The sequence below is a fragment of the Catenovulum agarivorans DS-2 genome (assembly GCF_000568405.1).
GTDB lineage: Bacteria > Pseudomonadota > Gammaproteobacteria > Enterobacterales > Alteromonadaceae > Catenovulum > Catenovulum agarivorans_A.
On record NZ_ARZY01000049.1, the window covers coordinates 1 to 26619 of the forward strand.

Annotated in this window: 24 protein-coding genes and 3 tRNA genes; 5 read left to right on the forward strand and 22 right to left on the reverse strand. The window is 41.3% G+C overall.

From position 1 onward, the window contains the following. Positions 1-178: 178 nt before the first annotated feature. From dusA to leuS, 20 genes are all read right to left on the reverse strand, one after another. Positions 179-1234: a tRNA dihydrouridine(20/20a) synthase DusA gene (dusA, locus tag DS2_RS17720; protein ID WP_152537642.1), complete on the reverse strand. Its 1056-nt coding sequence runs from the start codon at positions 1232-1234 to the stop codon at positions 179-181. A 215-nt stretch (positions 1235-1449) separates the two neighbouring features. After that, positions 1450-1923 (reverse strand): DUF6436 domain-containing protein, encoded by a 474-nt coding sequence (locus DS2_RS17725; protein ID WP_152537643.1) that lies wholly within the window; start codon positions 1921-1923, stop codon positions 1450-1452. Between the two features lie 58 nt (positions 1924-1981). Next, positions 1982-3463 (reverse strand): methyl-accepting chemotaxis protein, encoded by a 1482-nt coding sequence (locus DS2_RS17730; RefSeq protein ID WP_035016319.1) that lies wholly within the window; start codon positions 3461-3463, stop codon positions 1982-1984. A gap of 183 nt (positions 3464-3646) precedes the next feature. Continuing rightward, positions 3647-3722: transfer RNA gene (locus tag DS2_RS17735), tRNA-Phe, on the reverse strand. Positions 3723-3738: 16 nt separating this feature from the next. Then, positions 3739-3814: transfer RNA gene (locus tag DS2_RS17740), tRNA-Thr, on the reverse strand. A gap of 24 nt (positions 3815-3838) precedes the next feature. After that, positions 3839-3914, reverse strand: a tRNA-Phe gene (locus tag DS2_RS17745). 150 nt (positions 3915-4064) lie between these two features. Continuing rightward, positions 4065-6308 carry a TonB-dependent receptor gene (locus tag DS2_RS17750; RefSeq protein WP_035016320.1) on the reverse strand — a complete coding sequence of 748 codons (2244 nt, stop codon included), beginning with the start codon at positions 6306-6308 and terminating at the stop codon, positions 4065-4067. A gap of 88 nt (positions 6309-6396) precedes the next feature. Then, complete coding sequence (gene lipA, locus DS2_RS17755; protein WP_035016321.1) at positions 6397-7362, reverse strand: lipoyl synthase; 966 nt, start codon at positions 7360-7362, stop codon at positions 6397-6399. Further along, complete coding sequence (gene lipB, locus DS2_RS17760) at positions 7355-8026, reverse strand: lipoyl(octanoyl) transferase LipB (protein ID WP_035016323.1); 672 nt, start codon at positions 8024-8026, stop codon at positions 7355-7357. The genes lipA and lipB overlap by 8 nt, the downstream gene beginning before the upstream one ends. Next, a complete protein-coding gene (gene ybeD, locus DS2_RS17765; RefSeq protein ID WP_035016324.1) occupies positions 8027-8290 on the reverse strand; it encodes a DUF493 family protein YbeD in 264 nt (87 codons plus the stop codon). A 195-nt stretch (positions 8291-8485) separates the two neighbouring features. Continuing rightward, positions 8486-9640 (reverse strand): serine hydrolase, encoded by a 1155-nt coding sequence (locus DS2_RS17770; protein ID WP_035016325.1) that lies wholly within the window; start codon positions 9638-9640, stop codon positions 8486-8488. 106 nt (positions 9641-9746) lie between these two features. Further along, a complete protein-coding gene (locus tag DS2_RS17775) occupies positions 9747-10553 on the reverse strand; it encodes a septal ring lytic transglycosylase RlpA family protein (RefSeq protein ID WP_419177454.1) in 807 nt (268 codons plus the stop codon). Further along, entirely contained in the window at positions 10553-11665 is a 1113-nt protein-coding gene (gene rodA, locus DS2_RS17780; RefSeq protein ID WP_035016326.1) for a rod shape-determining protein RodA, read from the reverse strand. The genes DS2_RS17775 and rodA overlap by 1 nt, the downstream gene beginning before the upstream one ends. Continuing rightward, a complete protein-coding gene (mrdA, locus tag DS2_RS17785) occupies positions 11665-13539 on the reverse strand; it encodes a penicillin-binding protein 2 (protein ID WP_035016327.1) in 1875 nt (624 codons plus the stop codon). The genes rodA and mrdA overlap by 1 nt, the downstream gene beginning before the upstream one ends. 6 nt (positions 13540-13545) lie before the next feature. Continuing rightward, positions 13546-14016, reverse strand: coding sequence for a 23S rRNA (pseudouridine(1915)-N(3))-methyltransferase RlmH (rlmH, locus tag DS2_RS17790; RefSeq protein WP_035016328.1), 471 nt, complete (start codon positions 14014-14016; stop codon positions 13546-13548). Then, entirely contained in the window at positions 14013-14330 is a 318-nt protein-coding gene (gene rsfS, locus DS2_RS17795) for a ribosome silencing factor (RefSeq protein WP_035016329.1), read from the reverse strand. The genes rlmH and rsfS overlap by 4 nt, the downstream gene beginning before the upstream one ends. Further along, a complete protein-coding gene (gene nadD, locus DS2_RS17800; RefSeq protein WP_035016330.1) occupies positions 14321-14977 on the reverse strand; it encodes a nicotinate-nucleotide adenylyltransferase in 657 nt (218 codons plus the stop codon). The genes rsfS and nadD overlap by 10 nt, the downstream gene beginning before the upstream one ends. After that, positions 14978-16024 (reverse strand): DNA polymerase III subunit delta, encoded by a 1047-nt coding sequence (gene holA, locus DS2_RS17805; RefSeq protein WP_035016331.1) that lies wholly within the window; start codon positions 16022-16024, stop codon positions 14978-14980. Continuing rightward, complete coding sequence (gene lptE / locus DS2_RS17810) at positions 16024-16518, reverse strand: LPS assembly lipoprotein LptE (protein WP_035016333.1); 495 nt, start codon at positions 16516-16518, stop codon at positions 16024-16026. The genes holA and lptE overlap by 1 nt, the downstream gene beginning before the upstream one ends. 13 nt (positions 16519-16531) lie before the next feature. Further along, positions 16532-19126 (reverse strand): leucine--tRNA ligase, encoded by a 2595-nt coding sequence (gene leuS, locus DS2_RS17815; protein WP_035016335.1) that lies wholly within the window; start codon positions 19124-19126, stop codon positions 16532-16534. A gap of 179 nt (positions 19127-19305) precedes the next feature. On the opposite strand from leuS, the gene DS2_RS17820 reads away from it, so the two are divergent. Further along, on the forward strand, positions 19306-19785 hold the full coding sequence (locus DS2_RS17820) for a zinc ribbon-containing protein (protein WP_035016336.1): 480 nt from the start codon (positions 19306-19308) through the stop codon (positions 19783-19785). A 312-nt stretch (positions 19786-20097) separates the two neighbouring features. On the opposite strand, the gene DS2_RS17825 is transcribed toward DS2_RS17820, so the two are convergent. After that, positions 20098-20940 carry a S1 RNA-binding domain-containing protein gene (locus DS2_RS17825; protein ID WP_035016337.1) on the reverse strand — a complete coding sequence of 281 codons (843 nt, stop codon included), beginning with the start codon at positions 20938-20940 and terminating at the stop codon, positions 20098-20100. 128 nt (positions 20941-21068) lie between these two features. On the opposite strand from DS2_RS17825, the gene DS2_RS17830 reads away from it, so the two are divergent. Further along, positions 21069-21791, forward strand: coding sequence for a YebC/PmpR family DNA-binding transcriptional regulator (locus tag DS2_RS17830; RefSeq protein WP_035016338.1), 723 nt, complete (start codon positions 21069-21071; stop codon positions 21789-21791). A 469-nt stretch (positions 21792-22260) separates the two neighbouring features. After that, positions 22261-24408 carry a methyl-accepting chemotaxis protein gene (locus tag DS2_RS17840; protein ID WP_035016341.1) on the forward strand — a complete coding sequence of 716 codons (2148 nt, stop codon included), beginning with the start codon at positions 22261-22263 and terminating at the stop codon, positions 24406-24408. Positions 24409-24461: 53 nt separating this feature from the next. On the opposite strand, the gene DS2_RS17845 is transcribed toward DS2_RS17840, so the two are convergent. After that, positions 24462-25586, reverse strand: a complete 1125-nt coding sequence (locus tag DS2_RS17845; protein WP_152537644.1) for a hypothetical protein — start codon at positions 25584-25586, stop codon at positions 24462-24464. A 264-nt stretch (positions 25587-25850) separates the two neighbouring features. On the opposite strand from DS2_RS17845, the gene DS2_RS17850 reads away from it, so the two are divergent. Beyond that, the gene (locus tag DS2_RS17850) at positions 25851-26144 is read left to right on the forward strand and encodes a hypothetical protein (protein ID WP_035016343.1); all 294 of its coding nucleotides are present in this window, start codon (positions 25851-25853) and stop codon (positions 26142-26144) included. 4 nt (positions 26145-26148) lie between these two features. Beyond that, on the forward strand, positions 26149-26550 hold the full coding sequence (locus tag DS2_RS17855) for a hypothetical protein (protein ID WP_035016345.1): 402 nt from the start codon (positions 26149-26151) through the stop codon (positions 26548-26550). Positions 26551-26619 lie beyond the last annotated feature (69 nt).

Consider the following 26619-nt stretch of genomic DNA (forward strand, 5'->3'; position numbering starts at 1 on the left):
CAGTCCGTTGTTAACTGACTGGCATTAAGCTGGCGCTGGGTTTTTTGTTTATTGGCGATAGTGTTTCAAAACCTGTTAGTCAAAAATGCTAACCTTTATAGCTACGCAAAATTTCACAAACCTCTACCTGATAATTTTGATACCAATTTTCTTTACCTAATTGTTGCGCTGCTACATGTTACCCTTCCATAGCAGCAAAGGCGCGTTCAAACACTTCAATACCATGCGGATACTTACGCGCGTTTTCACTTAAATAACGTCGCCACATACGCGCATTTGGTTGACCATTAAACAATCCCAACATATGCCGTGCAATATGCCAAGCGGTTGTTTGATAACCAGTATCTGAAACCGCTGTTTCGCGCTCTATATAGGGATACATAGCTTCCACTACTTGACGACGCGAAAGTATAGGTTGAGCACAAGAAAACAGCTTAGCGTCCAGTTCAGCTAACATATAAGGGTTTTGATAAACCGCACGACCCAACATTACACCGTCAATATGCTGTAAATGTTCATCCACATGCTCAAAAGTTTCAATACCACCATTAATGCTAATTTGTAGCTCAGGAAATTCCTGCTTAAGTTGATACACTCTGGGGTAATTTAACGGCGGTACTTCACGGTTTTGTTTTGGGCTTAAACCTTGCAACCAAGCTTTACGTGCATGCACAATAAAATGTTCACAACCCGCATCAGCTACCTGCTCTACAAAGCTTTGTAAAAAAGCGTAATCATCACTGTCATCAATGCCAATACGGGTTTTAACTGTCACGGGAATATCCACTTTAGCCTGCATAGCTTTAACACAATCCGCGACCAATTCTGGTTTAGCCATTAAACACGCACCAAACATACCATTTTGCACTCGATCTGACGGACAGCCTACATTAATGTTTATTTCATCATAACCATATTCTTGTGCCTTAATCGCAGATTTAGTCATGTCAGAGGCATCACTGCCACCAAGCTGCAATACAACAGGGTGCTCAGCCTTATCGAACTTTAGGTAATCACCTTTACCGAATAAAATCGCGCCTGTGGTAACCATTTCAGTGTATAAAACAGCATGTTGAGACATAACACGATAAAAATAGCGACAATGGCGATCGGTCCAGTCCAGCATGGGGGCAATGCTGAAGGTGTGATCGACTTTAGAGCCTTTAGAGACAGTAATTTTATTGGGGTTAGCCGCAGTATTCACTTCATTTAAATCTTCGTTTTTTACAGACATTTTTTCATATTTCGCATTGTTTTAGAGCTATGGGGATCCAGCACAGGAGTATTCTACCTCATCATAGACATAGAGCCTAAAAGTACTCTAGATATTCATCTACAGTTAAACAATTTCCTGCAGCTTGTTTGGTATGTGTACAAGACATAGCGATTGAAGATGAGCAAATAACGGAAATGAGCGACTTGATCTAGAATCTAAATCAGAAACTTGGTTTACCAAGCAAAAGGTGGCGTATCATAGCAATAACACCCTTGGGCATCGGTAATAATAGTTGGTCCGAAGTATTCGGTTGTTGGACCAATGTAGTCTTCGACAATCCCCTGTTGTGGAGCACAAAATAACCCGGTCGCATAAGGCCCAAAATAAACTAAACGGCCTTGTTGATTGAAAACAGCAACAGCAGGTGTCGACGGAATAAACGTCGCGATGTTAGTGGACTGGTCTAATTCCACCTGAATATTATCGTATCCCTGCACTTGCGCTAATTCGACCACAGAATCAATGTGCAGGTCGGCAACTGACTGACAATAACATTGATTTTGAGTATAAAAATGCACAACAGATTGCTGCGTATTAATACCATGCTGTGTTAAATGCATGACAAACCTGTCCTCAAAATCAGATTGAGCCGCAAGCAGAGTTAATTGGTTATTCGGGTCGAAAAGGCCCATACGTAAATTAGACAAGTACACAATGCAAGCAAGAAGTACACTCGCCCAAACAAACACAAATATATGTACAGGCTTAAACTTTAAAACGCGCAATTTGTTGGTCAAGCTCTTCAATGTTTTTATGTAACAACGCAAAGGTTTCACCCGCGGTATCGCTATAATTTTTCAACTCTTCAGAAGTAGAAGATAACGCTTGAGTGGAGCGTGAAATGCTTTGCGAAGCGGTGCTTTGTTGTTCTATTGCGGTTGCTACGTAAGCAATGTTCTCTGATATGTTTGCAATATCTTTAACTACCTGTTCGATTTCGGATTTAGCATTAAACGAAATATTATCAGCTGATGACGCTCGTTCTTTACACTCATTCATTTGTTCGACAGATTGTTGGGCATCGGTAATTAGCGTTGTAATAATGCCGCTGATTTGTTCGGTATTTTCGCGCGTACTCATCGCCAATTGGCGAACTTCATCTGCGACAACGGCAAAACCTCTGCCGTGCTCTCCGGCTCGTGCGCTTTCTATTGCCGCGTTTAACGCCAATAAATTGGTTTGCTCTGAGATAGTGCGGATAGCTTCCATCACCTCATTTATTTGGCCACACTTCGACGCTAAAGAATCAATGGTTTCAGCAGCGTTAGTTAATTGCTCTCTTAATCCAGCCATTTCATTACTACCACTAGTGATCACTTTGTTAGCTGCATTTGCTTTGGCTAACGCGGTTTGACTAAAAGAGTTCATATCTGCAGCTCGTTCAGCAACATCCGAATTGGCCACTGTCATCTCTTCGGTTGCGGTTGCTATCATGTTAACTTGCTCGTTGGTATTAGCCGTTGCTTGCTCAACATTTCGCGAGACCTCTGCCACCTGCTTTGACAATGTTGTGACATCTTTGTTTACTGCACTAACACTTGAGATAAATTGTTGGAATGAAGATATCAGCTGGTTAAAGCCTTTTAATTGCTTGTTGTGGCTATCCAACTCAACCGACAAATTAAATGAGCCTTGTGTTTGCAGAATCTTTTTAATTGTCTCTGTCATTTGCAAACTCGCTTTGGCTTCTGCGTAACTCACTTTAGCGACAAACATGAGCAGAGCAGCTTCGGTAATTGCAAACAATGCATGGATAACCAAAATATAAAAATAGACATGAGATGGCTCAAAAATAAATACACCCACCCCCTGACTTTGCAAGATAAAAAAGCTTATGTGATGAATGGCTACGACGAGTACACTCGATAGAATAACTCTCCAATCACGATAGAAACTTAAAAACGCCAACAAAACAAATATCTCAAAATGTATTTCAATCAAGCCCTGAGCTTGATGAATATGTAGTGCAGCAAACAGTTGTATCGCAATTGCAACACAGTGCCGAGTAACAGCAGCAAATGGTTGGCTAAAAATTAAGAATAGCGGTAGGGCAATAATAGCTAGCCCAATAAATGTAGCTTCTAGCCAAGTAGAAGTGTAAAAAGCGACTATATAAGATAGGAGAAATTGTCCAATCAATACACCAATAAAGATACGGTTTGATTTTGTAATCCAAGGATATTGCATGGTCACCTCAAATTTTGTTGGAGAATGTAGCTGTACCGGCTAGCTTTAAGTCTAGGTGTTCAAATAGAAAGTGCCAAAACAACGGGCGAAAATTTAAGGTTATACGTAAGAAATATCAGTGAAGATCAGCTAGGTTGCTTTGTAAATTTTATCTTGAAAATTAGAGTGATAAGGGAGAAAAAATGGTGCCCAGAGGCGGAATCGAACCACCGACACGGGGATTTTCAATCCCCTGCTCTACCGACTGAGCTATCTGGGCTTAACTAAGTTTTAAATGGTGCCGACTGCCGGAATCGAACTGGCGACCTACTGATTACAAGTCAGTTGCTCTACCAACTGAGCTAAGTCGGCACATTTAAAAACTTTGCAGATAAGTGGTGCCCAGAGGCGGAATCGAACCACCGACACGGGGATTTTCAATCCCCTGCTCTACCGACTGAGCTATCTGGGCACTTATCTAATCAGCATCTTAAGCTTCAAGCTGCTGCGGGCGTGTATTAAACGGATTTTGAGGGGGTAAGTCAACCAATTTATTCTATTTTTTGCGAAATAGTCATTTTTTCGGTTTGTTTGCTTAAACTATGAACAAGATGGTTAATATTTACCACTGGTAAGTTAATTTCACCCCCCAGTTGCGTGGTCTTGCTGGTGTAGAAATGACGGCTAATGTGCCTGTTGAAGTTGGCGAAGCAAATTTATGTATATAATATTTTTCATCCGTTAAGTTCTCCACCCACAGATCAATTAGCCAATTATCGCTTGTTGGTTTAAAGCGGAATTTACTACTCAGTAAATGATACCCAGGTATAGACGAGGCGGATAAGTTTTCAGGTTCTTGATAAGTTGTGCCTTTATAGCGATAACTTGCATGCCATTCTAGCTGATATTTAGAAAACCAATTCGGGTAATAACTCAAATTCAATGCATAAGAGGTTTTAGGTGCATTTCTAAGTTTGTTGCCGTTCACTTGGGTATTGCCTTTAAAATCCTCATACCGAGCATTCAACAGAGCTAAGTGCCCACTTAAATTCCAGTTAGGCAGAATTTTCGGGGCAAGCACCCACTCCAACTCTATGCCTTTGCTTGAGGCCGCAGCTGCATTTTCCACCGAGATTGGACTGACTGGGGCTTGGGATTGTCGCTGCAACAAAACTTGTAAGTTTTGATAGTCTGTATAAAAAACAGCAGCGTTCAGTCGTAATTGATTGCGCCACCAATCTGATTTAACGCCAATTTCATAGTTATCGGCATATTCAGGCGCAAAACCTTTTTCCGCATCCGCTTTGGTTGGCGCGACGCCTTGGAAACCGCCACTTTTGTATCCTTGGGCGTAGCGCATATAAGTATATACATTTGGCAACCACCGATTGGCTAACATCAGCTGCAACGTGTCCGCATTAAAACTGCGCTGACTGTCAGTTTGATAAGCCTGATGGATAATCAAACCATCAACTTGATCAGCCATTTGTTCGACTTTTTTCTGCTCATAACCCAAGCGATAGCCAATAGACAATGTATGAATTGAATTGAACGCATAATCTAGATTGAAATAAGCTGCATAAGTGAGGTTATCCGAGTCTTGAATATTATTCGACGCTGTCGAAACGACCGTTCCAGCTGGAACAGGCCTGTCAGGTGTCGAAAGCATCATGCTCCCCAAATCGAAACCATAATATTCCTGTCGGCGAGCTTGGCTATCCATCCAATACACACCTGCTAGCCAATTAAATTTGCTCTCAGTTGATTGAGGGCTGAGCAGGCGAAACTCTTGGCTTAATTGCTCAGCTTCTTCATCAATTAAAATTGTTGCGGCAAAAAAGTCGCTATATTCGATATCCGCTCCAGTGAGTGGCTCCAACAAATCACTGTTAGAGCGCTTGAACGCACTAATTGATTGCAGCTCGAAGTTATCCTGTTGATGCTGCCATGTGACTTGCATACCGGATATTTGATTGTTGGCTCGACCTTCATCTGCAGAAAGGGTCTGATAAAAGCTGTTGAACACCTTTGGTTGTGTCAATGAAATGACTTGGCCTAAACCACCGCCGGTTACTGTATGTCCGATTGCGTTTTGCTCTACCTCGGTATGCTCAACAGCCAAGTTTATATGGTTTGCACCCAGATAAAGCGCCAATTGAGCATGCATCGATGTTTGCGCCTCGTTTGAGAACATTGCATTTGCAGCAGGGTTGTTAACATAGCCATCTCGCTGCTTTTTACCAAACGACACCCTTGTTGCCACTTGCTCAGTGAGTTGTTTATTTATGACGAAATCTAAATTTTTTTGGCCAAAGTTACCAGCACCGACTCGAACTTTAAGTTCATCCTGCAAGCTAGGTTTATTACGGATAAAGTGTATCACCCCACCTACGCCATTTTTACCATATAAGGTACCCTGGGGCCCTCTAAGCACCTCTATGCTTTGCAAATCAAAGCTGTTGACATACACGCTCGACATTCGGTTAAGGTAAACCTGATCAACAAACACAGCAACAGAACTATCGCCTGCAGCGGAATCATCATTTGAGCCAATGCCTCTAATGTAAATTTGCGGCTGAATCAGGTTGATAGAGCCAAGCGACAACCCCGGCACATGAGTTTCAATATCAGTTAAACTATGCAATTCATTGCGTTCAAGTTGCAATTTACCTAACGCGGATACTGACAGTGGCGTTGACTGTAGGTTTTCTTTTTTATGCTGTGAAACCACCTCAATAGTTTCAATTTTACTGTTAGCGAAAGTTGGGCAAGGTATAAATGCACAAGCAAAAAGCAACTGACTCGCAGCAACTAAGCAAGGCCTGTTAAGGTGAGTTGAAATAGCGTTTTTCAGCGATAACAGCATCCACACTCTCTTTCTAATTTTTAGCTAGTTTGAGTGTAGACGCCAATTTACGATTTGTGAAACTAAGTTAAATAGTCAATGAATTTGACTATTTAACTTCTTCACCTGCGGCTTGTTTATCAGCATGGTAACTTGAACGCACCATAGGGCCACAAGCTGCGTGACTAAAACCTAGGTCTTTAGCGATACCGTCAAGCTCATCAAACTCTTTGGGATGGACGTAACGCTTAACTGGTAAATGGTGGCGAGAAGGTTGCAGGTATTGACCCAAGGTAAGCATATCTACATTGTGCTCACGCAAGTCTTTTAATACTTCCACAATCTCTTCATTGGTTTCACCCATCCCCATCATCAAACCAGACTTAGTCGCAACATCTGGGTTATCTTCTTTAAAACGGCGCAGCAACTCTAACGACCACTTATAGTCGGCACCAGGTCGAGCCATTTTATACAAACGTGGAGCCGTTTCTAAGTTGTGATTAAATACATCTGGTGGGCTAGTGTTAAGTATTTTTAATGCGACATCCATTCGGCCTCGAAAGTCAGGGACTAACACCTCTATCTTAATCTCAGGGCTATATTTGCGAATGGCATCAATACAATCGACAAAGTGTTGTGCGCCACCATCGCGTAAGTCATCTCGGTCAACCGAGGTGATAACCACATACTTAAGTTTCATTTCGGCGATCGTTTTACCCAATTTCTCAGGTTCATTGGCATCAGGTTTAAGTGGACGGCCATGAGCAACATCGCAAAATGGACAACGGCGAGTACAAATATCGCCTAAAATCATAAATGTAGCTGTGCCATGGTTAAAACATTCTGCCAAGTTAGGGCACGATGCTTCTTCACAAACCGAGTGCAGATTGTTTTTGCGCATAGTTTGTTTAATATGCTCAATTTTTTCACTGCTGGGAGGCAATTTAATTTTGATCCATTCTGGTTTGCGCAACATTTCCGATTTTTCGGTCGGCAGTACTTTAACCGGGATCAAACGCATTTTGTCTTCATCACGTAGCTTTTCGCCAGCCACTGGACGTACTGGTTTATTCATTTTCAAACCCTATTTTTTCAACTACATTCGTGTACTCAAGATGCTTCACAAGCTGTTTGGTTAATGCTTGTTTAGCCTCAGCAATATGCTGCGGCCCACCGAGTTCTGAAGTTTGTGTCATTTGTAAACCTTGATAGCCACAAGGATTGATTCGCTGGAAAGGTGCAAGGTCCATCGCAACATTCAACGCTAAACCGTGAAACGAACAACCACGGCGAATACGTAAACCAAGAGATGCTATTTTTTGTTCATTGACATATACACCTGGCGCATCCTTTTTAGCATAAGCTTCGATAGCATAACTTTGCAGTAGATCAACAATACTTTGTTCTATTGCACTGACGAGCGTGCGCACACCAATACCTTTGCGCTTAATATCAATTAACGTATATCCAACCAATTGCCCTGGGCCGTGATAAGTCACCTGACCACCTCGGTCAACCTTGACGACAGGAATATCACCAGGCATTAGCAAGTGTTCTTCTTTTCCTGCTTGCCCTTGAGTAAATACCGCTGGATGCTCTACCCACCAAATTTCGTCAGTTTGCTCTGATTCTCTGGTTTGGGTAAAAGCTTGCATTTTCTGCCAAATAGGCAAATAGTCGCACTCACCGAGCTCTCTGATTATGATGTTTGACGCTAGTGGAGACTTTGCTGTTGTCAATTACATCACCATTCTAACTGTATCTATATCAGCCAAATCTTTGTACAAAGTTTCCAAATGTTGCTTACTTTGTGCTGTTACTGTAATGGTAACTGACTGATAATTGCCTTTAGCACTGGGTTTGCTGGTTGGACGATAATCCCCAGCAGCGTGTTTTTGCACGACAGCAACCACTTTTTCGATGAGTTTATCATCATTGGTACCTAAAACTTTAAAAGGGAACTGGCAAGGAAATTCTAGATATTCGTCAAACTTAGTTTTCATCTCAACCTATATCGCTTTTTGAGGGTTCTGACAAGAATACCCGATAGTATACCGTATTCGAGGGGTTAGCTAAAAACAAAAAAGCACAGTGAAACTATTCACTGTGCTTTTTATGGTTATTTTAACGCCGTTATAAGGAAAAAACGAACAAACAAATTTAACGCAGCTATCAGGAAAAACAGCAGCTAGAAATTGTTACTTGAACTGCATTTTTAAATAGTCAACAGCTCGTGACATCAAACCACCTTCGTTAATGCTTTCTAATGCCACTAACGGATATTCGGCTAAGTCTTCACCATCAAGTTGTAAAAATAATTTTCCAACCACTGTACCTTTCTTAACGGGCGCAACCAGCTCTTGATCCAATTGAATATTGGTTTTCAAATTTTTGCGCTGCCCTCTTGGAATGGTAATTTGTGTGCTTTGGGTAATGCCTAGTCGAACTGTGTCTTTGTCACCCATCCAAATTGGTTGGTCGGCAAATTTGGTGCCAGCATCATACGGTGTAATGGTTTCAAAAAATCTAAAGCCATAATTTAATAACTTTTTATTTTCGTCTTTACGAGCTCGCTCTGAATCTGCGCCCATTACTACCGAAATTAACCGCATGTCACCTTTAGTTGCAGAAGTGACTAAACTATAACCTGCCTCTTGGGTATGACCCGTTTTAATCCCATCTACATCTAAACTTTTATCCCATAACAAGGTATTGCGGTTGTATTGCTTGATACCATTAAAGGTAAAAGATTTTTCCGCATACAAGGCATATTCATCTGGCGTGTCACGAATTAACGCTTTAGCTAAAGTTGCCATGTCTCGAGGTGAAGTAAAGTGGTTAGGAGCAGTTAAACCGTGACTATTTTCAAAATAGCTGGCCGTCATGCCGAGTTTTTCAGCATGCGCATTCATTAAACTAACAAATGCACCTTCAGTACCCGCAATGTGTTCTGCCATTGCCACACAAGCATCGTTACCTGACTGAATGATAATACCGCGATTTAAATCTTCTACTGATACCTGTTTACCCACTTCAATAAACATTTTTGATGACTCAGGGAAGTTTTTTGCCCAAGCTTTTTCGCTGATAGTCACCAAGTCAGAATTTTTTATATTGCCATTTTTAAGCTCTAAACCAATCACATAACTTGTCATCATTTTCGTGAGTGATGCTGGCGCAAGCTGCATATCAGCATTGTCACTCGAGATAACATAACCTGTGTGGTAATCAATTAGGATATGGCCTTTGGCGTTTACTTTTGGAGGGCTAGGTAAAATAGCTGAAGCATTAAATGCCACCAAACTAACCCCTATACTGAGGATGCCAATCGTACGTTTGATAATTTTTTTCATGGTTAATTTTGGTAATTTCTGGATTTTGGTTTGAAATAATTAAGGTACAAGCCTAATTAGCGCGCCTTGATTATACCCAAGCTACTCACAAATAACAGGGTCAATTTTATTGACTTTGTTCTGGTAGCTCATGTACAGGTCTGATATTGGTGAACTCTTGCGCATTCACATAACCGCTACGAATTAAATCGGCAACCAACTGCTGCGCTTGTGCCTGCTCTTCCATTGGCCCTGCTATTAGGTGAAAAGTTCCACTGTTTTCAACAATTTTTGTTGGTAACTGAAATAAAGCCGCGATTGCCGTCGATTTTTCTTCTAAAGTGTTTTTCAGCTGACCTTTTTCCACTTGAATGTAATAACCAGGTGCTGAGTGCAATGCTTCTATTTTTACTTTAGCTGTGCCTGTTTGCGTTACTCCCAATTTATAAGCAGCTGCATAAGACAAATCAATAATTCTTCCTGGGTGAAACGGACCTCGATCGTTTACCCTGACCACAGCTTTGCGGCCATTGTCTAAATTAGTCACCCGCACATAAGTCGGTAAAGGTAAATTTTTATGCGCGGCACTCATAGAGTACATATCATACACTTCACCGTTAGAAGTTAGGTGACCATGAAACTTTTTCCCATACCATGACGCAATCCCCGTTTCGATAAAACCTTCAGCTGTTGGTAAAACTTGGTAGTCTTTACCCCAAACAGTATAGTTTTTATTACCACCTCGACTAGGCTGCTCATAAATAGGTGTTGGATCTATAGTTTCGTGTGCTAACGGCACTCGGGTCGGTGCGGTATCTTGTTTTATTGTGTAACGGCTATCTGATTGTTGAGTGGCTTGGCATCCGCTTAGCAGTAGCAGTGTGCAGCCAATAAAACGAATCCAACCTATGTTTGCGACCAAAGTTTTCATCATTAATTATCTCGTAAGAAACGTCTGTGGGTACCAATTGCCATGATAATGCCAAAACCTGCCATTATGGTCACCATAGAGGTACCACCATAACTAACCAAAGGTAATGGCACACCAACAACAGGTAGTATCCCTGAGACCATGCCAATATTAACAAATACGTAAACAAAAAAGGTTAGCGTAATACTGCCGGCTAGTAGTTTAGTAAAAGCATCTGGCGCTCGAATGGCGATTATCATGCCTCTAGCAATAATATAAAAATAAATTGCTAATAATAACAAGACCCCGACCCAGCCAAATTCTTCGGCAAAAACAGCAAAGATAAAGTCAGTGTGTCGCTCTGGTAGAAACTCTAACTGAGATTGCGTGCCTTTTAACCAACCTTTACCCCACATCCCACCTGAGCCGATTGCTATTTTAGATTGAATGATATGATAGCCCGCCCCTAATGGATCGGTTTCTGGATCCAAGAAAGTCAGCACCCGTTGCTTTTGATAATCACGCATATAGAAATACCACAAAATCGGCGCAGTAATTAACCCGGCTATGGTGAAGCCACCGATAACGCGCCAACTCAACCCTGCTAAAAATAGTACAAAGAGGCCCGAAGAAGCAATCAGTAAAGACGTCCCCAAATCAGGTTGTTTGGCAATTAACATGGTTGGAAACATAATAAGCGCAAATCCAGCAACTGAATGGCCAATGGTTGGTGGCAAGGGTTTACGCGCAATAAACCAAGCAATCATAATAGGCACAGCCAGCTTCATCATTTCCGATGGCTGAATTTTGGTTACCCCAATATCTAACCAACGCTGCGCACCTTTTCCCATTGAGCCAAATAGCAACACCGCGATTAATAGTAAGCACCCTGCAATAAATAACGGTGGGGCCCAACGCAAATAAAAATTGGGGGGAATTTGGGCAACCACTATCATCACACCAACGGCTATGCTCAAGCGCGTAATTTGTCTGGTAATTAGCGCTGAATCTTGCCCCGATGCGCTATAAATAATAAATAAGCCCGCCACCATCAGCACCAATAAACCCAATAATAGCGGCGCATCAATATGTAACTTGCGGAATATGTCAGTTTGCTGACCAACTTGCGCGTTCATTAAAAACTCTCCGGGTAATGGGCAAAATAATAATCCATCATAGTTCGAGCGACTGGTGCAGCATTTTTACCGCCTCCACCAACGTTTTCGATAATAACCGCCACAACAACCTTAGGGTCATCAACCGGAGCAAATCCAACAAACAATGCATTATCACGATGGCGTTCATCTATTTCATCTTCATCATACTCTTCGTCCTGAGCTATGCTTATCACCTGTGCAGTCCCTGTTTTTCCCGCTGCAGGATAAGTCACACCATCATAGGCACGAAAGCCAGAACCTGTTGGTTTGGAAACCACGCCTTCCATTGCAGTTTTTATTACTTGCCAATTTCGTTCAGAGTCAACTTCTACTGGTTTTCTATCAATGGCTGGCACGGGCAATTCACCCGTTTGGGTTTTAGTGCTTTTTAATAGTTTGGGTTCGAAATGTTCACCTTCATTTGCCAAGATACTGGTTGCTAATGCCAGTTGCAGTGGCGTTGCAGTCCAATATCCTTGGCCTATCCCTATACTAATAGTATCCCCGGCGTACCATGGCTGACGAAAACGACCATACTTCCATTCGCGAGATGGCATAGTTGCACTGGTTTCTTCATGGATATCTATCCCGGTCAGCTCACCAAAGCCAAATTGATTCATAAATGAAGAAATAGAATCCATCCCCAATCGCACAGCTAAGTCGTAATAATAGACATCACAAGATTCTTCAATTGCCTTATAAATATCGACCCAGCCATGGCCCCATGATTTCCAATCACGATATTTATGCTCAATGTCTTTAATTTGGTAATAACCTGGGTCCCAAATGCGCGTTTTGGTGGTAATCAAGCCAGATTCTAGCCCCAACAAACCTATATGAGGTTTAATGGTTGATGCGGGTGGATAACGACCTTGGGTTGTACGGTTAATCAGAGGTCTATCTCTGTTATTAAGCAGTGCTTTATAATTTTTACTGCTGATGCCATGAACAAACAAATTCGGATCGTAACTAGGATTACTATAAATAGATAAAATACCATTATCTTTAGCATCCAATACCACAATGGCACCGCGGCGCTCACCCAAAGCTTGTTTAGCTACTTTTTGCATTTCTATATCCAAATTAAGCACTAAATCTTGCCCAGGTGTGGGCGGTTGCTCAGACAATGTTCGAATTGGTCGCCCACGGTTATTCACTTCAACTTCTTGATATCCGACTTGGCCATGCAAAATTTCTTCGTAGTAGCGCTCGATACCCAATTTCCCAATATCGTCCGTCCCTTGATAATTGGCACTTTTTCCTTCCATTTCTAAATTATTGGCATCTTTTTGGTTAATCTTAGCAACGTATCCAATCGCATGAGTGGTTAACTCGCCGTAAGGGTAATGGCGTTTTAATCGCGCTTCAATGTACGCGCCATGCAATTTGTGCTGATTAACCGCGATTATCGCAGCTTCCTCTTCAGTTAAACGCGACTTTAAAATAACTGGTTTAAACTTGCGCCGTTGCTGGCGAACATTTTTATTAAAGTCATCAATGAGGTCTGCATCCAATGGGATCAACTTCGCTAACGCAGCTAATAACGCAGGCATGTCTTGCACTTGCTCAGGGACGATTTCTAAACTGTAGAACGAGCTATTTTCGGCCAAGATACGGCCAAACCTGTCGTAAATTAGCCCTCTATTTGGAGCTATTGGAAGTACTTTAATTCGATTGCCGTCAGCACGAGTTTGATAATCTTGGTGTTTGTCCACCTGCAAAGTGCGCATGTTTAGCGCCAATATGGTACCCAACACCACAACCATAGCCAATGCAACAATTACCCGTCGAGCAAACAAGTTTGCTTCGGCTAGATGATCTCTAATTGCAACTCGACGACGCCAATTCAACATAAAGTTTTATTCTCTATGGTAAGGATGGTTTTGAGTTACACTCCATGCACGGTACAGACCTTCGGCAACTATGACTCTAACCATTGGGTGCGGCAAAGTTAACGCTGACAAAGACCACTTTTGCTCTGAAGCTGCGATACAAGCTGGCGCTAAGCCTTCTGGGCCACCAACTAATAAACTTACATCACGTCCATCTTGCATCCATGCCTCAAGCTTTTGCGCAAGTTGTGGCGTTGTCCAGCTTTTACCTGTTACTTCAAGTGTGACAATACGATTGCCTTTACCGACAGCCGCAAGCATTTGTTCACCTTCTTTATCCAATATACGCTTAATATCAGCGTTTTTGCCGCGCTTTCCTGCTGGGATCTCTACTAATTCAAACGCACAATCACGCGGAAAGCGCCTTTGGTATTCAACAAAACCTTGCTCAACCCAAGCAGGCATTTTTTGCCCCACGGCAATTAACTGGATTTTCATGCCCAAAGTTTTTCGATTTGGTAATGGTCTCTTTGCTCTTCTACCATCACATGTAAAACTAAATCGCCAAAATCAACTAACACCCATTCACCAAATGCTTCACCTTCAATGCCAAGTGGCCGAAAATCTGAATGCTTGGCTTCATTTGCAACGTGTTTTGCAATAGAGCGTACATGCTGCTTAGAGTTACCCGAACATACAATCATAAATTGTGTAAATGTAGATTTTTCACGCACGTCGAGCTCAATAATGTCTCGACCTTTCATATCATCAATTTTGTCGACTACAAACGACTTTAATTCTTCTAGTTGCAAAAGGATTTATCTCCTGTTTTATATAATTCATGTTTAAGTATATATTCATTTACTGCAGCTGGCAGTAAACACAAGCAATTCTGCTGTTGCTGGTAGCGCTGTCGAATCTGACTAGAGGAAATTTCAAGCTGACTGGTGTTCGCAATAAAAACGTGGCCATGAGTTCTACCGACCAAACGATTAGCGCTTTGTGTTTCAACTTGAGCTAAATAGGCTGCAATATCTTGATTCAAACTCAACTCGCAACCTCCTCTTGGCACAACCAACAGATGGGCATAGTCGGTTAAGCTTTGCCAGTCAGCCCACGTGTCCAAGCTATTAAGTGAATCCATGCCAACAACAAAAACCAAACTGTCATCCACATACTGCAATCGCAATTCCTTAAGTGTATCAATGGTATATGAAGATTGTTGACGGGTTAGCTCTCTATCATCAACGACAAACCTAGCATCTATTTGGCATGCTATCTCACACATGGCTAAACGCTGCTGTGGAGTCTCACTTGGGTTAGCTTTATGTGGTGGAATATAGTTTGGCATAAAGTGTAACTTTTGCGCCTGCAACAATTCGGTCACTTCTAGTGCAGCTTGCAAATGACCATTGTGAATAGGGTTAAAGGTTCCGCCATAATAGATACGGACTTGCACTTAATCCTCCCCCATTTCATTAATCATCAACTGATTAAACCGATGCAATTGTGCATTGGCCGAAAACAACCCACATATATGGGCTATAAATAAATATGGATTATCAATCCCTTGTGATTTGTACGCCACTTCAAACTGAGCCAACGCTTGCTGAATATTTTCCAGTAAAGGTAGATTAAGCCGTTGTAGTGCTTTGCGATATAAACCTTTACGGTTGTCCCAAATACGCAGTTTTTTGCACGTAGCATCAAATTGATTGCCAGCTAAAGTTAACTCGAGCAAATTGTCTACTTCTCGTTGAAGCATCCAAGTGACAATAACAGGTTCAAGCTCTTCACCTTGAAGTCGCTTTATAATTTGCACGACTTTATTACGATTGTCCGCCAATACATCTTCAGCTAACTGGAACACAGTAAAGCGGGAATGATCAGAAACAGCGGCGCGAACATTGTCCTCATCGATTTGTTGTTCAGGGTAAATAAGCGATAATCGTGCAACTTCTTGTGCAGCGCCAGCCAAATTCCCTTCAAATAAATTACACAGCAATGCCGCAGCCTGCGGCGTCACATTAAGTTGATGCTGCTGAAATTGCCCACGAAACCAATCAGGCAGCTTGGAGCGCTCTATTTCATAAACAGGAATGTACCACGCATGTTTATCTAACTCTTTAAACCATTTAGTCTTAGTCTGCTCAGCACCCAGCTTCCCGCCCCAAACAATCAGCAAATGTTCATTGTCTGTAATGGCACACCAATCTTTAAAAAACTTTACACCTTCTTTACCAGGCTTGGCATTGGCTAGTTCCACTTCAATAAGCTTTTTGCTTGCAAACAAAGATAAAGCCTGGGCTTCGTCTAAAACTAACTGCCAACTAAAATCTTCATCACTATTGAAGCGCAATCGCTCATCAAAACCTTGCTGCTGGCAATGTTGACGAATCGCATCTAATGCTTGCTGTTGCTGATAAGGCTCATCACCAAATACCATAATAACCTTGGGTAATGGTTGATTGAGCTGGCGGTTTAGTTGATTGAAGTAAACACGCATTAACGGTTTTCCATTGACGCCAATTGCAACAGAATTTGCTCTGCGGCATACCTACGTAGTTCAGCTAATAATAATTTCATTTCTTTTGATTTTGCCAACACCGCATCTGGATCATCTTGATAATCACGAACCGTTTGCACATTAAACAATCGCATTTGTTGCTCTGGCATTTGCAAACTATAGGTAACTGAATAAATCAGCTCGTATTCGGCAACCTGTGCATTTGGGAATAAGGACAAAACGTCTCTGTCTAGTTTGGCGTCAATCAATTTAAGGCTTGCGCAATTGGCGTCAACTAGGTTAACGCGAGAGCGCACTAAACGACGCTCTAATTCATCCCCTAGCAATTTATACTCACCCTGCTCTAAACAAATATTTTGCAAAGACGCGGGCAATGCATAGCTGCCACGCAGCTGAAAACCACAACTGGTAATAAACAACAGAGCCAGCATTATGCTGGCTTGTCTAATTATATGCTTTAACGATACTTTCATCGTTTGATACTTATTAGTTGGCAACAATATTAAGAAGTTTACCTGGAATATAGATAACTTTACGGATTGTTTTGCCGTCAGTAAAACGTGAAACATTCTCGTCGGCCAAAGCAGTTTCTTGCACTTGCTCTTGGCTAGCGTCTGCGGCAACGGTGAATTTCGTGCGCAATTTGCCGTTAACCTGAACCACAATTAACTTCTCGTCTTCAACCAAGGCACTTTTATCAGCTTGCGGCCAAGTTGCATCTTCCAATGCAACTTCATTACCAAGTGCATGCCAAATTTCATGACAAACATGCGGGGTAATTGGCGCAAGTAGTAAGGTAATGCTATTCAATGCTTCATGGACTAGTGCATGATCTTGCTGGTCTTTCGCGTCAAACTTAGTCAGCTTATTCATAAACTCCATAACAGCCGCGATCGCGGTGTTAAATGTTTGGCGACGACCAATATCGTCACTGACCTTTTCAATGGTTTTATGTAACTCTCGACGAAATGCTTTTTGTGCGCTGGTTAATCCTGCTACATCTAATGGCTGGATATCAGTCGCCACGGACGTATGTTCAACCGCTGCGCGCCATAAACGACGAATAAAACGATTTGCCCCTTCAACACCTGAATCAACCCATTCTAAAGTTTGTTCTGGTGGCGCTGTAAACATCATAAACAAGCGTACAGTATCGGCACCGTATTGATTAATAACGGTTTGAGGGTCGATACCGTTATTTTTCGACTTAGACATTTTGCTCATTCCAGCAATTTGTACAGGTTGACCATCAGCTTTGTAAATGGCTGTTACAGGGCGGCCTTTGTCGTCATATTCAACATCAACATCGGCAGGTGAATACCAAGACTTACCACCGTTTTCGTCTTCACGGTAAAAAGTTTCAGCCAATACCATGCCTTGGCATAACAACTTTTTAAATGGTTCATCTGACTGAACTAAACCAACATCACGCAATAATTTATGGAAGAAGCGTGAATACAACAAGTGCAAAATAGCGTGTTCAATACCACCAATATATTGGTCAACTGGCAGCCAATAATTCGCTTCAGTTGGCTCCAACATGCCGTCTTGATATTGTGGCGAACAATAACGCGCGTAATACCAGCTTGACTCCATAAAGGTATCAAACGTATCTGTTTCTTTAAACGCTGCTTGGCCATTGTATTGAGTTTTTGCCCATTCAGGATCAGCTTTAATCGGTGAAGTAGTACCATCCATCACCACATCTTCTGGTAAAACCACAGGTAATTGATCTTCCGGTACAGGCACCGCGTCACCATTTTCCAAATTCAGCATTGGAATCGGTGAGCCCCAATAACGTTGACGAGAAACGCCCCAGTCGCGTAAACGGAAATTAACTTTAACTTCGCCTTTGCCTTCTCCTGCTAGCTTTTCAGCAATTGCTTTAAAAGCACCATCAAAATCTAAGCCATCAAATTCACCGGAATTTATTAAAATCCCTTTTTCAGTAAAAGCTTCTTTAGTTAAATCCGCAGTTAACTCACTGTCGGCAGCAGGCTGAATAACTTGCTTGATCGCTAATTGATATTTTTGGGCAAATTCATAATCACGCTGGTCATGCGCTGGTACAGACATGACTGCACCCGAGCCATAATCCATCAATACAAAATTAGCCGACCACACTGGCACTTCTTCACCGGTAATAGGGTGAATTGCAGTTAAGCCCGTTGCACAACCTAGCTTCTCCATAGTGGCAATATCAGCTTCCGCTGTTTTGGTGTTTTTACACTGGTCGATAAACTCGGCTAGTGCAGGGTTTTGTTTTGCAGCTGCTAAACAAAGTGGATGCTGGGCTGCAAGCGCTACATAGGTAACGCCCATTAAGGTGTCTGGACGTGTGGTGTATACGGTGAAGGTTTCATCTGAGTCTTTAACCTTAAACTCGATTTCAACCCCTTCAGAACGGCCAATCCAATTACGTTGCATCGCTTTTACTTGATCTGGCCATTCATCTAACTGATCTAAGTCGTCTAACAACTCTTGTGCATAATCAGTAATTTTAACGAACCATTGTGGAATTTCTTTACGCTCAACTAACGCACCAGAACGCCAACCTCGACCATCAATAACTTGCTCGTTAGCTAAAACAGTTTGGTCAACCGGATCCCAGTTAACCGTCGCCATTTTTTTATACACTAATCCTTTTTCATACAATTTAGTGAACAACCATTGTTCCCAACGATAATATTCAGGCTTACACGTTGCTAACTCGCGTGACCAGTCATAACCAAAACCAAGTTGGTTTAACTGATTTTTCATATACTCAATATTTTCGTAGGTCCACTTTGCGGGTGCTGTGTTGTTTTTGATCGCCGCATTTTCAGCAGGTAAACCAAAAGAGTCCCAACCCATAGGTTGCATAACGTTTTTACCCAGCATACGTTGGTAGCGGCTAATCACATCACCAATGGTATAGTTACGTACGTGCCCCATGTGCAGTTTGCCACTTGGGTATGGAAACATAGATAAGCAGTAAAATTTTTCTTTATTGGAATCTGCTTTAACTTCAAATACTTTGTTTTCTTGCCAATACTGTTGAACTTTCTGTTCAATTTCTTGCGGGTTATATTGCTCTTGCATGCACTATTGTCCGGATACTGTAAGCTTACGTTAATACGAATTAAATTTTGCTGCATAGGATAACTTACCAGCAAAGACAACGCCAATATTCGAATAACAATCTATACTAAATATTAAATAAAATTGTCGTAAAACCTGAAGTTTGGATAAGAACTCATGAATCTAAGGAGAAATCCAGCATGAAAGCGAATAAATACCAAATGCTTATGGCTAAATTTTCATCATGGTTAAAAGACAGTGCAGAACAAGAAACGCGCTCAATAGCAGAAGGTGTCGATTTGTTAGAAAACTGGCTGCAAACAGGTATCGAAGTACATCAACAAGAGTTTTATCACTCTTGGCAATATTTGCAGCGCGACTTAGCCTACTTTTTTGACAGCTATCAACAAGAAGCGAATGAGTCAGCGTTTTACCTCAGCGTCAAAGACAATATGTGGGCGCTTTTAGCTGAAATGACCGACCGCACCCAGTTGGAATGGCGAGAGTTCTCAAGCGACTTAGACCACCAAGGGGTTTACAAAGCAGGTGAAGAAATTGCGTTTGGTCGGCTACAATGTTGTCAATGCAAGAGTATCTTGCCGATTCACCACCCACAAAAAATTCACCCTTGTGTTGAATGTGGTAACCCAAGTTTCGCTCGGTTAAATTCGATTCCGTAACAAAAAAGCAAACAAAAAACCAACACTTTAAAAAAATTATTTGACTTAGTGGTAATTTTCTACCATGCTTGGCAACATATTGATTACACCCAAGTATACAATTTATACTTGAGCAACAGGCGGAGTTGTTGTTTTATTATGTATCGCACGGAAAAGCGCCCGACACTATACTGCAAAATTGCAAACAACAAATCAGCTTAACTATACCGATACGGAATTCCTACAAGAAAGCTTTTAAGAGCTCGCACTTACACACAATAACGCCTAGCCACACACTAGGCATTTGGGCTACAGCACAGATGTCTGTAGCTTTTATTTTTTTGCTGAATCATTAACCAAATAAATACCATCCCGTTCGATGCGTATGTATTTTTGACGATACAAACCACCAATAGCTTTTTTGAACGCGCCTTTGCTCATAGACAATTCTTGCTTTATCACATGTGCATCGGTTTTATCATGCAACGGCAGAAAACCATTCGCGAGCTTAAGTTCAGATAAAATTTGTTTGGCATATTTATCTAAAGTTTCACGATGACTTTGCAACATAAGATCAATTTTACCATCACTGCGCACCTGTTTGATAAAACCATCGGTAAACTGGCCAAAGCTCAAGCGCTCAAACACTTCGTTTTGATATAAAACGCCAGCGTGTTTGTGCTCGATAATAGCGTTATATCCAAGATCTGACTTGTTTAAAATCATCAACTTAACCGGTTGATTAGCCGAATATTTTGCAGGTGTTAAATTTAAATACTGATCTGTCTTATTCGAAGCGGCCATACGTCCAGCATCATCTAAATACACATAAACCAAATAACTTCGACCAACTTCCATCGGTTGTTTTTGTTCTGACAGAGGGACTAATACGTCTTTATCAACCCCTATATCTAAAAAGGCACCATACGGACTTAATGCTGAAACTTTTAAACAAGCAAACTCGCCCACTTGCGCTTTTACTCGACGCATAGTTGCAGTCAAGCGCTCTTTAGAGTCGCTAAAAACAAACGCATCGACTTTTTCACCAATTTGAGGTTTGCCTAAAGTCCACTTACGTGGCAGAAAAACTTCACCTAAGTTTTCACCATCTAACCAATAGCCAATCTCGGCACCTTTTAACACAGTAAGCGACTGCACGCGGCCTAATTCAATCATTATTTGCTTCACGTAATAAATTTGCCTGCATTATACCTATACCTAGCGGAATTTACACACAGACTCTACCTAGCAAAATCAAGCTGCTTGAGTATAATACAGCCAATTATTTAACAGTTGAGATTGTTATGGGAAGAAGTTTCGAAAACCGCAAAGCGTCTATGGCGAAAACTCACGGCGCAAAAACAAAACTATATTCTAAGTATGGTAAAGAAATTTATGTTGTTGCTAAAAACGGCAGTCCAGACCCAGAAGCTAACCTAGCTTTGCGTCGCTTAATTGATAAAGCAAAAAAAGACCAAGTACCAGCGCATGTAATAGAAAAAGCAATAGACAAAGCTAAAGGCGGTGCTGGTGAAGACTTCCAACCTGCCAGATACGAAGGCTTTGGTCCTGGCAACTGCATGGTGATAGTAGATTGTTTAACCGATAATTCAAACCGTACTTTTGCTGATGTACGCAACTGCTTCACTAAAACAGACTCAAAAATGGGCGCGCCTGGTTCAGTGGTTCATATGTTTGAACACCAAGCAGTATTCGCATTTAAAGGCGAAGACGATGAAGCCATTCTAGAAGCCTTGCTTATGGCCGATTGTGACGTGGCTGATATCGAAAATGAAGACGGTATGTTAACCGTGCTTGCGCCCCACACTGAATTTTACAAAATAAAAACCGCTCTTGCGGAAGAAGCTGGTATAGAAGAGTTTGAAATCGAAGAGATCACATTCAACCCTCAAACTTATGTTGAGCTTTCAGAAGATGATATGGCCAACTTTGACAAGTTCATCAATATGCTAAACGATTGTGATGATGTGCAAGAAATCTATCACAACGCAGAAATCCCTGCCTAGCTTGTAATAACGAAAGCTAGAATAGCGCTAGGCTAAACGCTTAGCTTAGCGCGACAATGCACCAAAACAACACAAAAAGAAATATCACAAAGCACAAACATAAGGCACGCGCCCCAAAAACGAACCAAAACGGTGCAAACAAAAGAATAAAAACTAACTATTGCGCCAAATTAAAACAACCACCTTGGTTAAAAATATGTTTCAACTACGTTAACTTTCATTCCACCCAAGTGCATCTAGCCGTTAATTTTGTCGCTTCGTTAATAAAACGCAAAATAATTACGCACCAAAAAAGTGCAAAATTTAAATTTAATTAACTCGATAAACCTGAATAAATTCAGTAGCTAAACTCAACATTTTCTCAGTAAATCTTCATAAAGCTTAATTTGGTATTAATAAAACCATTTAATAACTAGGCACCGAAGTTGCTTTACCCTATTGCTCCCATTTTCATGCAAGAGGTAAAAACATGAATCTTAAAAGTTCAGCAATGCAGCTAACCGCCAAAGAAAAAAGCTGGTTACCCTGGTTTGGCAGCAATGGTAAATTTAATTTAGGTTATTCATGTTTAGTCAACCGCAGTACTTACCAAGCGGTCGAACAAACATTTGAAGGCATCGCCGCTACACGGGTCAAAATTCTTCAACTGTGGGCGCAAAATCAATGGGAACACCTTACCTCTTTGGCTAACCTAATCGATCTAGATAAATTGGCCAACAATCAAAGTCTATTATTGAGTAAATTGGCAGCCGCGCCAGACTTTTCAGAACTCGCAATTGTCAACCAACAAGGAGAGGTTGTTTGCTCTACTTATTCAGCCAGGTCAGGGCAAAAACACAAACAGACTAAAGCATTACTGAAAGGCTTAAGCGGAAACTTTCTTCATGGTCCCTACCCCGACACAGAAACACTACAAATAGGCCCGTCAACTTCAAAATTTCATGACGAAGTGACCCTGATGTTTTATCTACCTATAATGATAAATTCAACTGAAAAAGTAGTGCTTACTGGTAGAGTGCCAAACGATGTTATTGGTGATTTAATTCAACGTGAGGCAGGGCATATTTACCGGGAGTCTGGTGATAACTATATATTTATGGTGAACTCGGTTTTTGATCCTAGCCTACCCGCTGGGGTTGCACTATCACGCTCGCGCTTTGAAGACAGTACTTTTAGCCATGGTGAAAACCTTAAGTCAGGTATAGACTCTGGCTATGGCATTATCAGAGTTAAACAACATACAGAATTTGAGATCCATTTTACCGACCCTGCAACAGGCCAATTACACCCAGGTGTGCGAGAAACCATTCGCAATGGCGAAAATTTGTATGTGAAATACCCTGGATACAGTGACTATCGACATATTCCAGTAATAGGTAAAGGCGTTACATTTCAAATTGAAGGGTCGCCCGATACATGGGGCATGATGTGCGAAGGTGACTTAGAAGAAGTGTATCGCCGGCGTTCAATCAATTTAAGTTTAATGAAAATATACCTTTCTTTGGTCACTTGTATAGTTGGCATCAATGCCGGATTAAACAATTTTTCTGATTTACCAACTTGGGCGATTACAACCGCTACGGTAATCAGCGCGATTATTTCCTGCTTTATATTTTCGCAACTGGGAACAAACCGAGTTTCGAACCGACTTAACGAAATGACCAATGTGATCCGAACTATTGCAGAAGGTGAAGGCAATTTAACCCAAAGATTAGATCCACATAGAATTAAGCACGATGAAACGGGAGACCTCAGCCGTTGGATCAATAGTTTTATTGATAACTTAGACGGTATCGTTGGGCAGGTTATTCACGCATCGATGAACGTAAAAGAAACCAATGAAAACATGTTGCAACGCAACGAAGAGGCACACAACAGTTCACATCAAGTGCATGAATCAATGCAACATATGCAAAGCTTAATTCAAAAACAACGACAAGTTATTCTGCAAGCATCAGAAACAGCTGAAAACATGAAGCTCACCATGGCGAAAGTGGTCGAAAAGGCTAAAACAGATTACCAAAATGCGCGTTCTGGCACGCAAGCAATTCGGGATATTGTAGATACAACAGCGTCAAGCGTGCAGTCAATTGATGGTCGTATGGACGAAATCGGCAATATCATCAACGTCATTACCGAAATTACCAATCAAACAAACTTGCTTGCTTTAAACGCTGCGATTGAAGCAGCTAGAGCAGGCGAACATGGTAGAGGCTTTTCGGTTGTTGCAGATGAAGTACGAGGTCTAGCTGCAAGAACAGCTGAAGCTGCTCAAGATATTCAAAGCATGATCCATGGTTTACAACAGCAAACTAAAGAAGCCGTTTCGTTCATGGAATCTGGGGTCAAAGATGTTGATCAAAGTCTAAAATTAACTGAAGCGGCATCGAGTGAAAACCAAGAGCTACATCAAATTGTTGAGCGCATGTTCGAAACCATTAGCGTCATAGAGCAAAACAGTGCGCGTAATGGCCAGACAGCACAAACAGTCACAGAGGTAACCCACAACATGGCAAAATCAATCTCTGAACTCGCCACAAGCTCAAATTTAGTTGATACCACAGCGAATAAGCTCCAACAATTAGTTGGCATGTTTGAAGTGAGTACTCGCCGCTAACCGACTCCCAAAAAAAGCAACTGTCAGACGTTGAGCGCAAGGACGCGCGCCTTTTACAGCTGATAGCGAATTCGACTATACACATTGGAAGACTGCGCAAAATAATCCCACTGCGCGCCTGTATCTTGTCCCGCAAAGACATTTACACCAATTTCCCATAACCAGTGTTGAGATAAACTGACATTGTAGTGAGCCATCAACATCAAGGATCTAAATTCGGTCGAAAATAACTGAGTGACTGCAAGAGCCTGACTTTCATTTAGATTATTTTGATATTCGATACCCAACCAGTTAGATTGTGGGTCTTTCATCCACTGCAATCGCAAAAACTGTCCTGAATCTGCTTGGGTAAACTTGGGTTCAAACACAAATAAAAATCGCGATTCATCACCAATATGGTCAATGCGAGAATGGCCATATTCAAAAGCAAACTTGCCTAAGCCTAGCTGCTTGGAAATACTAAAACCTAAATGCTCAAGTGAATTATATTGGTATTGCCCACGCGTTAATTGCGCTTGCCTTTGATAACCTGTGCGGTAAAACACAGCCCAGTTGAGGGCATCCGTTTGCTGACTTAGTCTAAACATATGTTCAGAGTCATCAATAGCTTCAGCCTCAAGTGCCAATTGATGTTTTTGTTCAAGTGAAACACGCGCAAAATCCGCATAGGTATTAGTTGCTACAAACTTGGCCCACACCCAGTCAAATTGCAATTGTGTAGCAAACAAGTTGAACAATGTCAGTTGTGCTCCATCATTTACATCATCGATATCACCTTTATCTCGGCCAATCGCTGGCGATTGCCAATCTTTTGCAAAAGGATCGTTAACGTAAAAGTACCGCCCCAAACTCCAATTTAACGTTTGCCGTCCAAGCGTAATCGACAGTTGTTCATTGTTGAACCGCACAAACAGTTCACACCAATCAGGGTAATTTTGCTTAAATACTCGATCGACAAACACTTCAGCACAAACACTAACACTGAAATTGGCGTAATCTAAACCGATGGCATATTCGCCGCGAAACTCATCTAATAGTCTAGAATCGTCAGCTCGAGCATATTCCATGTACCCAGAAGAAGAAAAAGTCTGGTCAGCAATACATGAAAAACTACCGCAAGCGAACAAAGACATGGAAATAAAAAAACGAGAACAATTTTCATTTTTAATCAATAACATAGCCAACACCTTTTTGTTTTTGGCTTATTGTCATTAAAATGCAAAATGGCGAATTTAGCCAGAAAAAAAATAAGATAAATCAAAATTTTATTAAAACACGGGCTTGCCCTGATTAATCACATAAGATACCTTATGCCAAGCGATGAAAGTCAATGTTTTAGTAACACTTTTTTGACTAAATACTTGGCGCGTTTTCATTCTCAAACTAAACTTAGATTAGTGACAGATAATGATTAATTCCAACAATGGAAGGGAGTACAACTCTTGTTTGAAGCCAGCAATGTTACTTATTCAGTAAATAACAGCACAATCACTCTTCGAGATGACAAAAAAGAACTACTGTTGGTGACTCCGCCACAGTACCAAAATATTCACGTTACCCGTTATAGTGTTGAACTATCTGATATGCAGCCAGAAAAACGTCCGCATGTTAAAAATGTATTTTTGCATGAAGTATTTAAACGCGATAAAACCTTCTTTTTCGTTAAAGTAGGTGAAACTGAATATCAAGTTGATTTGAAGTACCAAGATAACCCTATTACGCCAATGAAGTTTTAAAATTATGGAATGGTTAGTCGACAATAAGTTTTATCTCAACATTCTTTTTTTAATCTTGGCGGTTATCAGTTTTGTTTTAATACTGCGACCTATTTTATTTTGGTATTTCGGACAAAATAAAATCTCAGACCAAATAAAAAGTTTGCAAGAACAAATAGACCAACAAAACGCTGCGATTGAAAAGCTACTGAAAAAAGTTGAAAGTGGAACGTCGGTTAATCAAACCAAAGCGTTACCCTCTCCGACACAAAAGGCAGCCGCACAACCAAATAATGTAGTCAATATCACCAAAGATAATGCGCCTGAGCCAACAGAATCAAGCGAAGTGACAGAGCCTAAAGAAGTCTCAACTAATAAAAATAGTAAAAGTCATTTCGAACGTAAAGAGCCAACGCTCAAACTTTAATCCTTCTTCCATTTTCAGACAAAAAAACCGCCGATGGCGTAATGCCAGTCAGTTAACAACGGACTGGCA

What these genes read in the sequence shown, in the direction of transcription:
- dusA (WP_152537642.1), bottom strand. Translation starts at nt 1,234, where the DNA reads ATGTCTGTAAAAAACGAAGATTTAAATGAAGTGAATACTGCGGCTAAC.
- DS2_RS17730 (WP_035016319.1), bottom strand. Translation starts at nt 3,463, where the DNA reads ATGCAATATCCTTGGATTACAAAATCAAACCGTATCTTTATTGGTGTA.
- DS2_RS17750 (WP_035016320.1), bottom strand. Translation starts at nt 6,308, where the DNA reads ATGCTGTTATCGCTGAAAAACGCTATTTCAACTCACCTTAACAGGCCT.
- lipA (WP_035016321.1), bottom strand. Translation starts at nt 7,362, where the DNA reads ATGAATAAACCAGTACGTCCAGTGGCTGGCGAAAAGCTACGTGATGAA.
- ybeD (WP_035016324.1), bottom strand. Translation starts at nt 8,290, where the DNA reads ATGAAAACTAAGTTTGACGAATATCTAGAATTTCCTTGCCAGTTCCCT.
- DS2_RS17770 (WP_035016325.1), bottom strand. Translation starts at nt 9,640, where the DNA reads ATGAAAAAAATTATCAAACGTACGATTGGCATCCTCAGTATAGGGGTT.
- DS2_RS17775 (WP_419177454.1), bottom strand. Translation starts at nt 10,553, where the DNA reads ATGATGAAAACTTTGGTCGCAAACATAGGTTGGATTCGTTTTATTGGC.
- rodA (WP_035016326.1), bottom strand. Translation starts at nt 11,665, where the DNA reads ATGAACGCGCAAGTTGGTCAGCAAACTGACATATTCCGCAAGTTACAT.
- mrdA (WP_035016327.1), bottom strand. Translation starts at nt 13,539, where the DNA reads ATGTTGAATTGGCGTCGTCGAGTTGCAATTAGAGATCATCTAGCCGAA.
- rlmH (WP_035016328.1), bottom strand. Translation starts at nt 14,016, where the DNA reads ATGAAAATCCAGTTAATTGCCGTGGGGCAAAAAATGCCTGCTTGGGTT.
- holA (WP_035016331.1), bottom strand. Translation starts at nt 16,024, where the DNA reads ATGCGTGTTTACTTCAATCAACTAAACCGCCAGCTCAATCAACCATTA.
- lptE (WP_035016333.1), bottom strand. Translation starts at nt 16,518, where the DNA reads ATGAAAGTATCGTTAAAGCATATAATTAGACAAGCCAGCATAATGCTG.
- leuS (WP_035016335.1), bottom strand. Translation starts at nt 19,126, where the DNA reads ATGCAAGAGCAATATAACCCGCAAGAAATTGAACAGAAAGTTCAACAG.
- DS2_RS17820 (WP_035016336.1), top strand. Translation starts at nt 19,306, where the DNA reads ATGAAAGCGAATAAATACCAAATGCTTATGGCTAAATTTTCATCATGG.
- DS2_RS17825 (WP_035016337.1), bottom strand. Translation starts at nt 20,940, where the DNA reads ATGATTGAATTAGGCCGCGTGCAGTCGCTTACTGTGTTAAAAGGTGCC.
- DS2_RS17830 (WP_035016338.1), top strand. Translation starts at nt 21,069, where the DNA reads ATGGGAAGAAGTTTCGAAAACCGCAAAGCGTCTATGGCGAAAACTCAC.
- DS2_RS17840 (WP_035016341.1), top strand. Translation starts at nt 22,261, where the DNA reads ATGAATCTTAAAAGTTCAGCAATGCAGCTAACCGCCAAAGAAAAAAGC.
- DS2_RS17845 (WP_152537644.1), bottom strand. Translation starts at nt 25,586, where the DNA reads ATGTTATTGATTAAAAATGAAAATTGTTCTCGTTTTTTTATTTCCATG.
- DS2_RS17855 (WP_035016345.1), top strand. Translation starts at nt 26,149, where the DNA reads ATGGAATGGTTAGTCGACAATAAGTTTTATCTCAACATTCTTTTTTTA.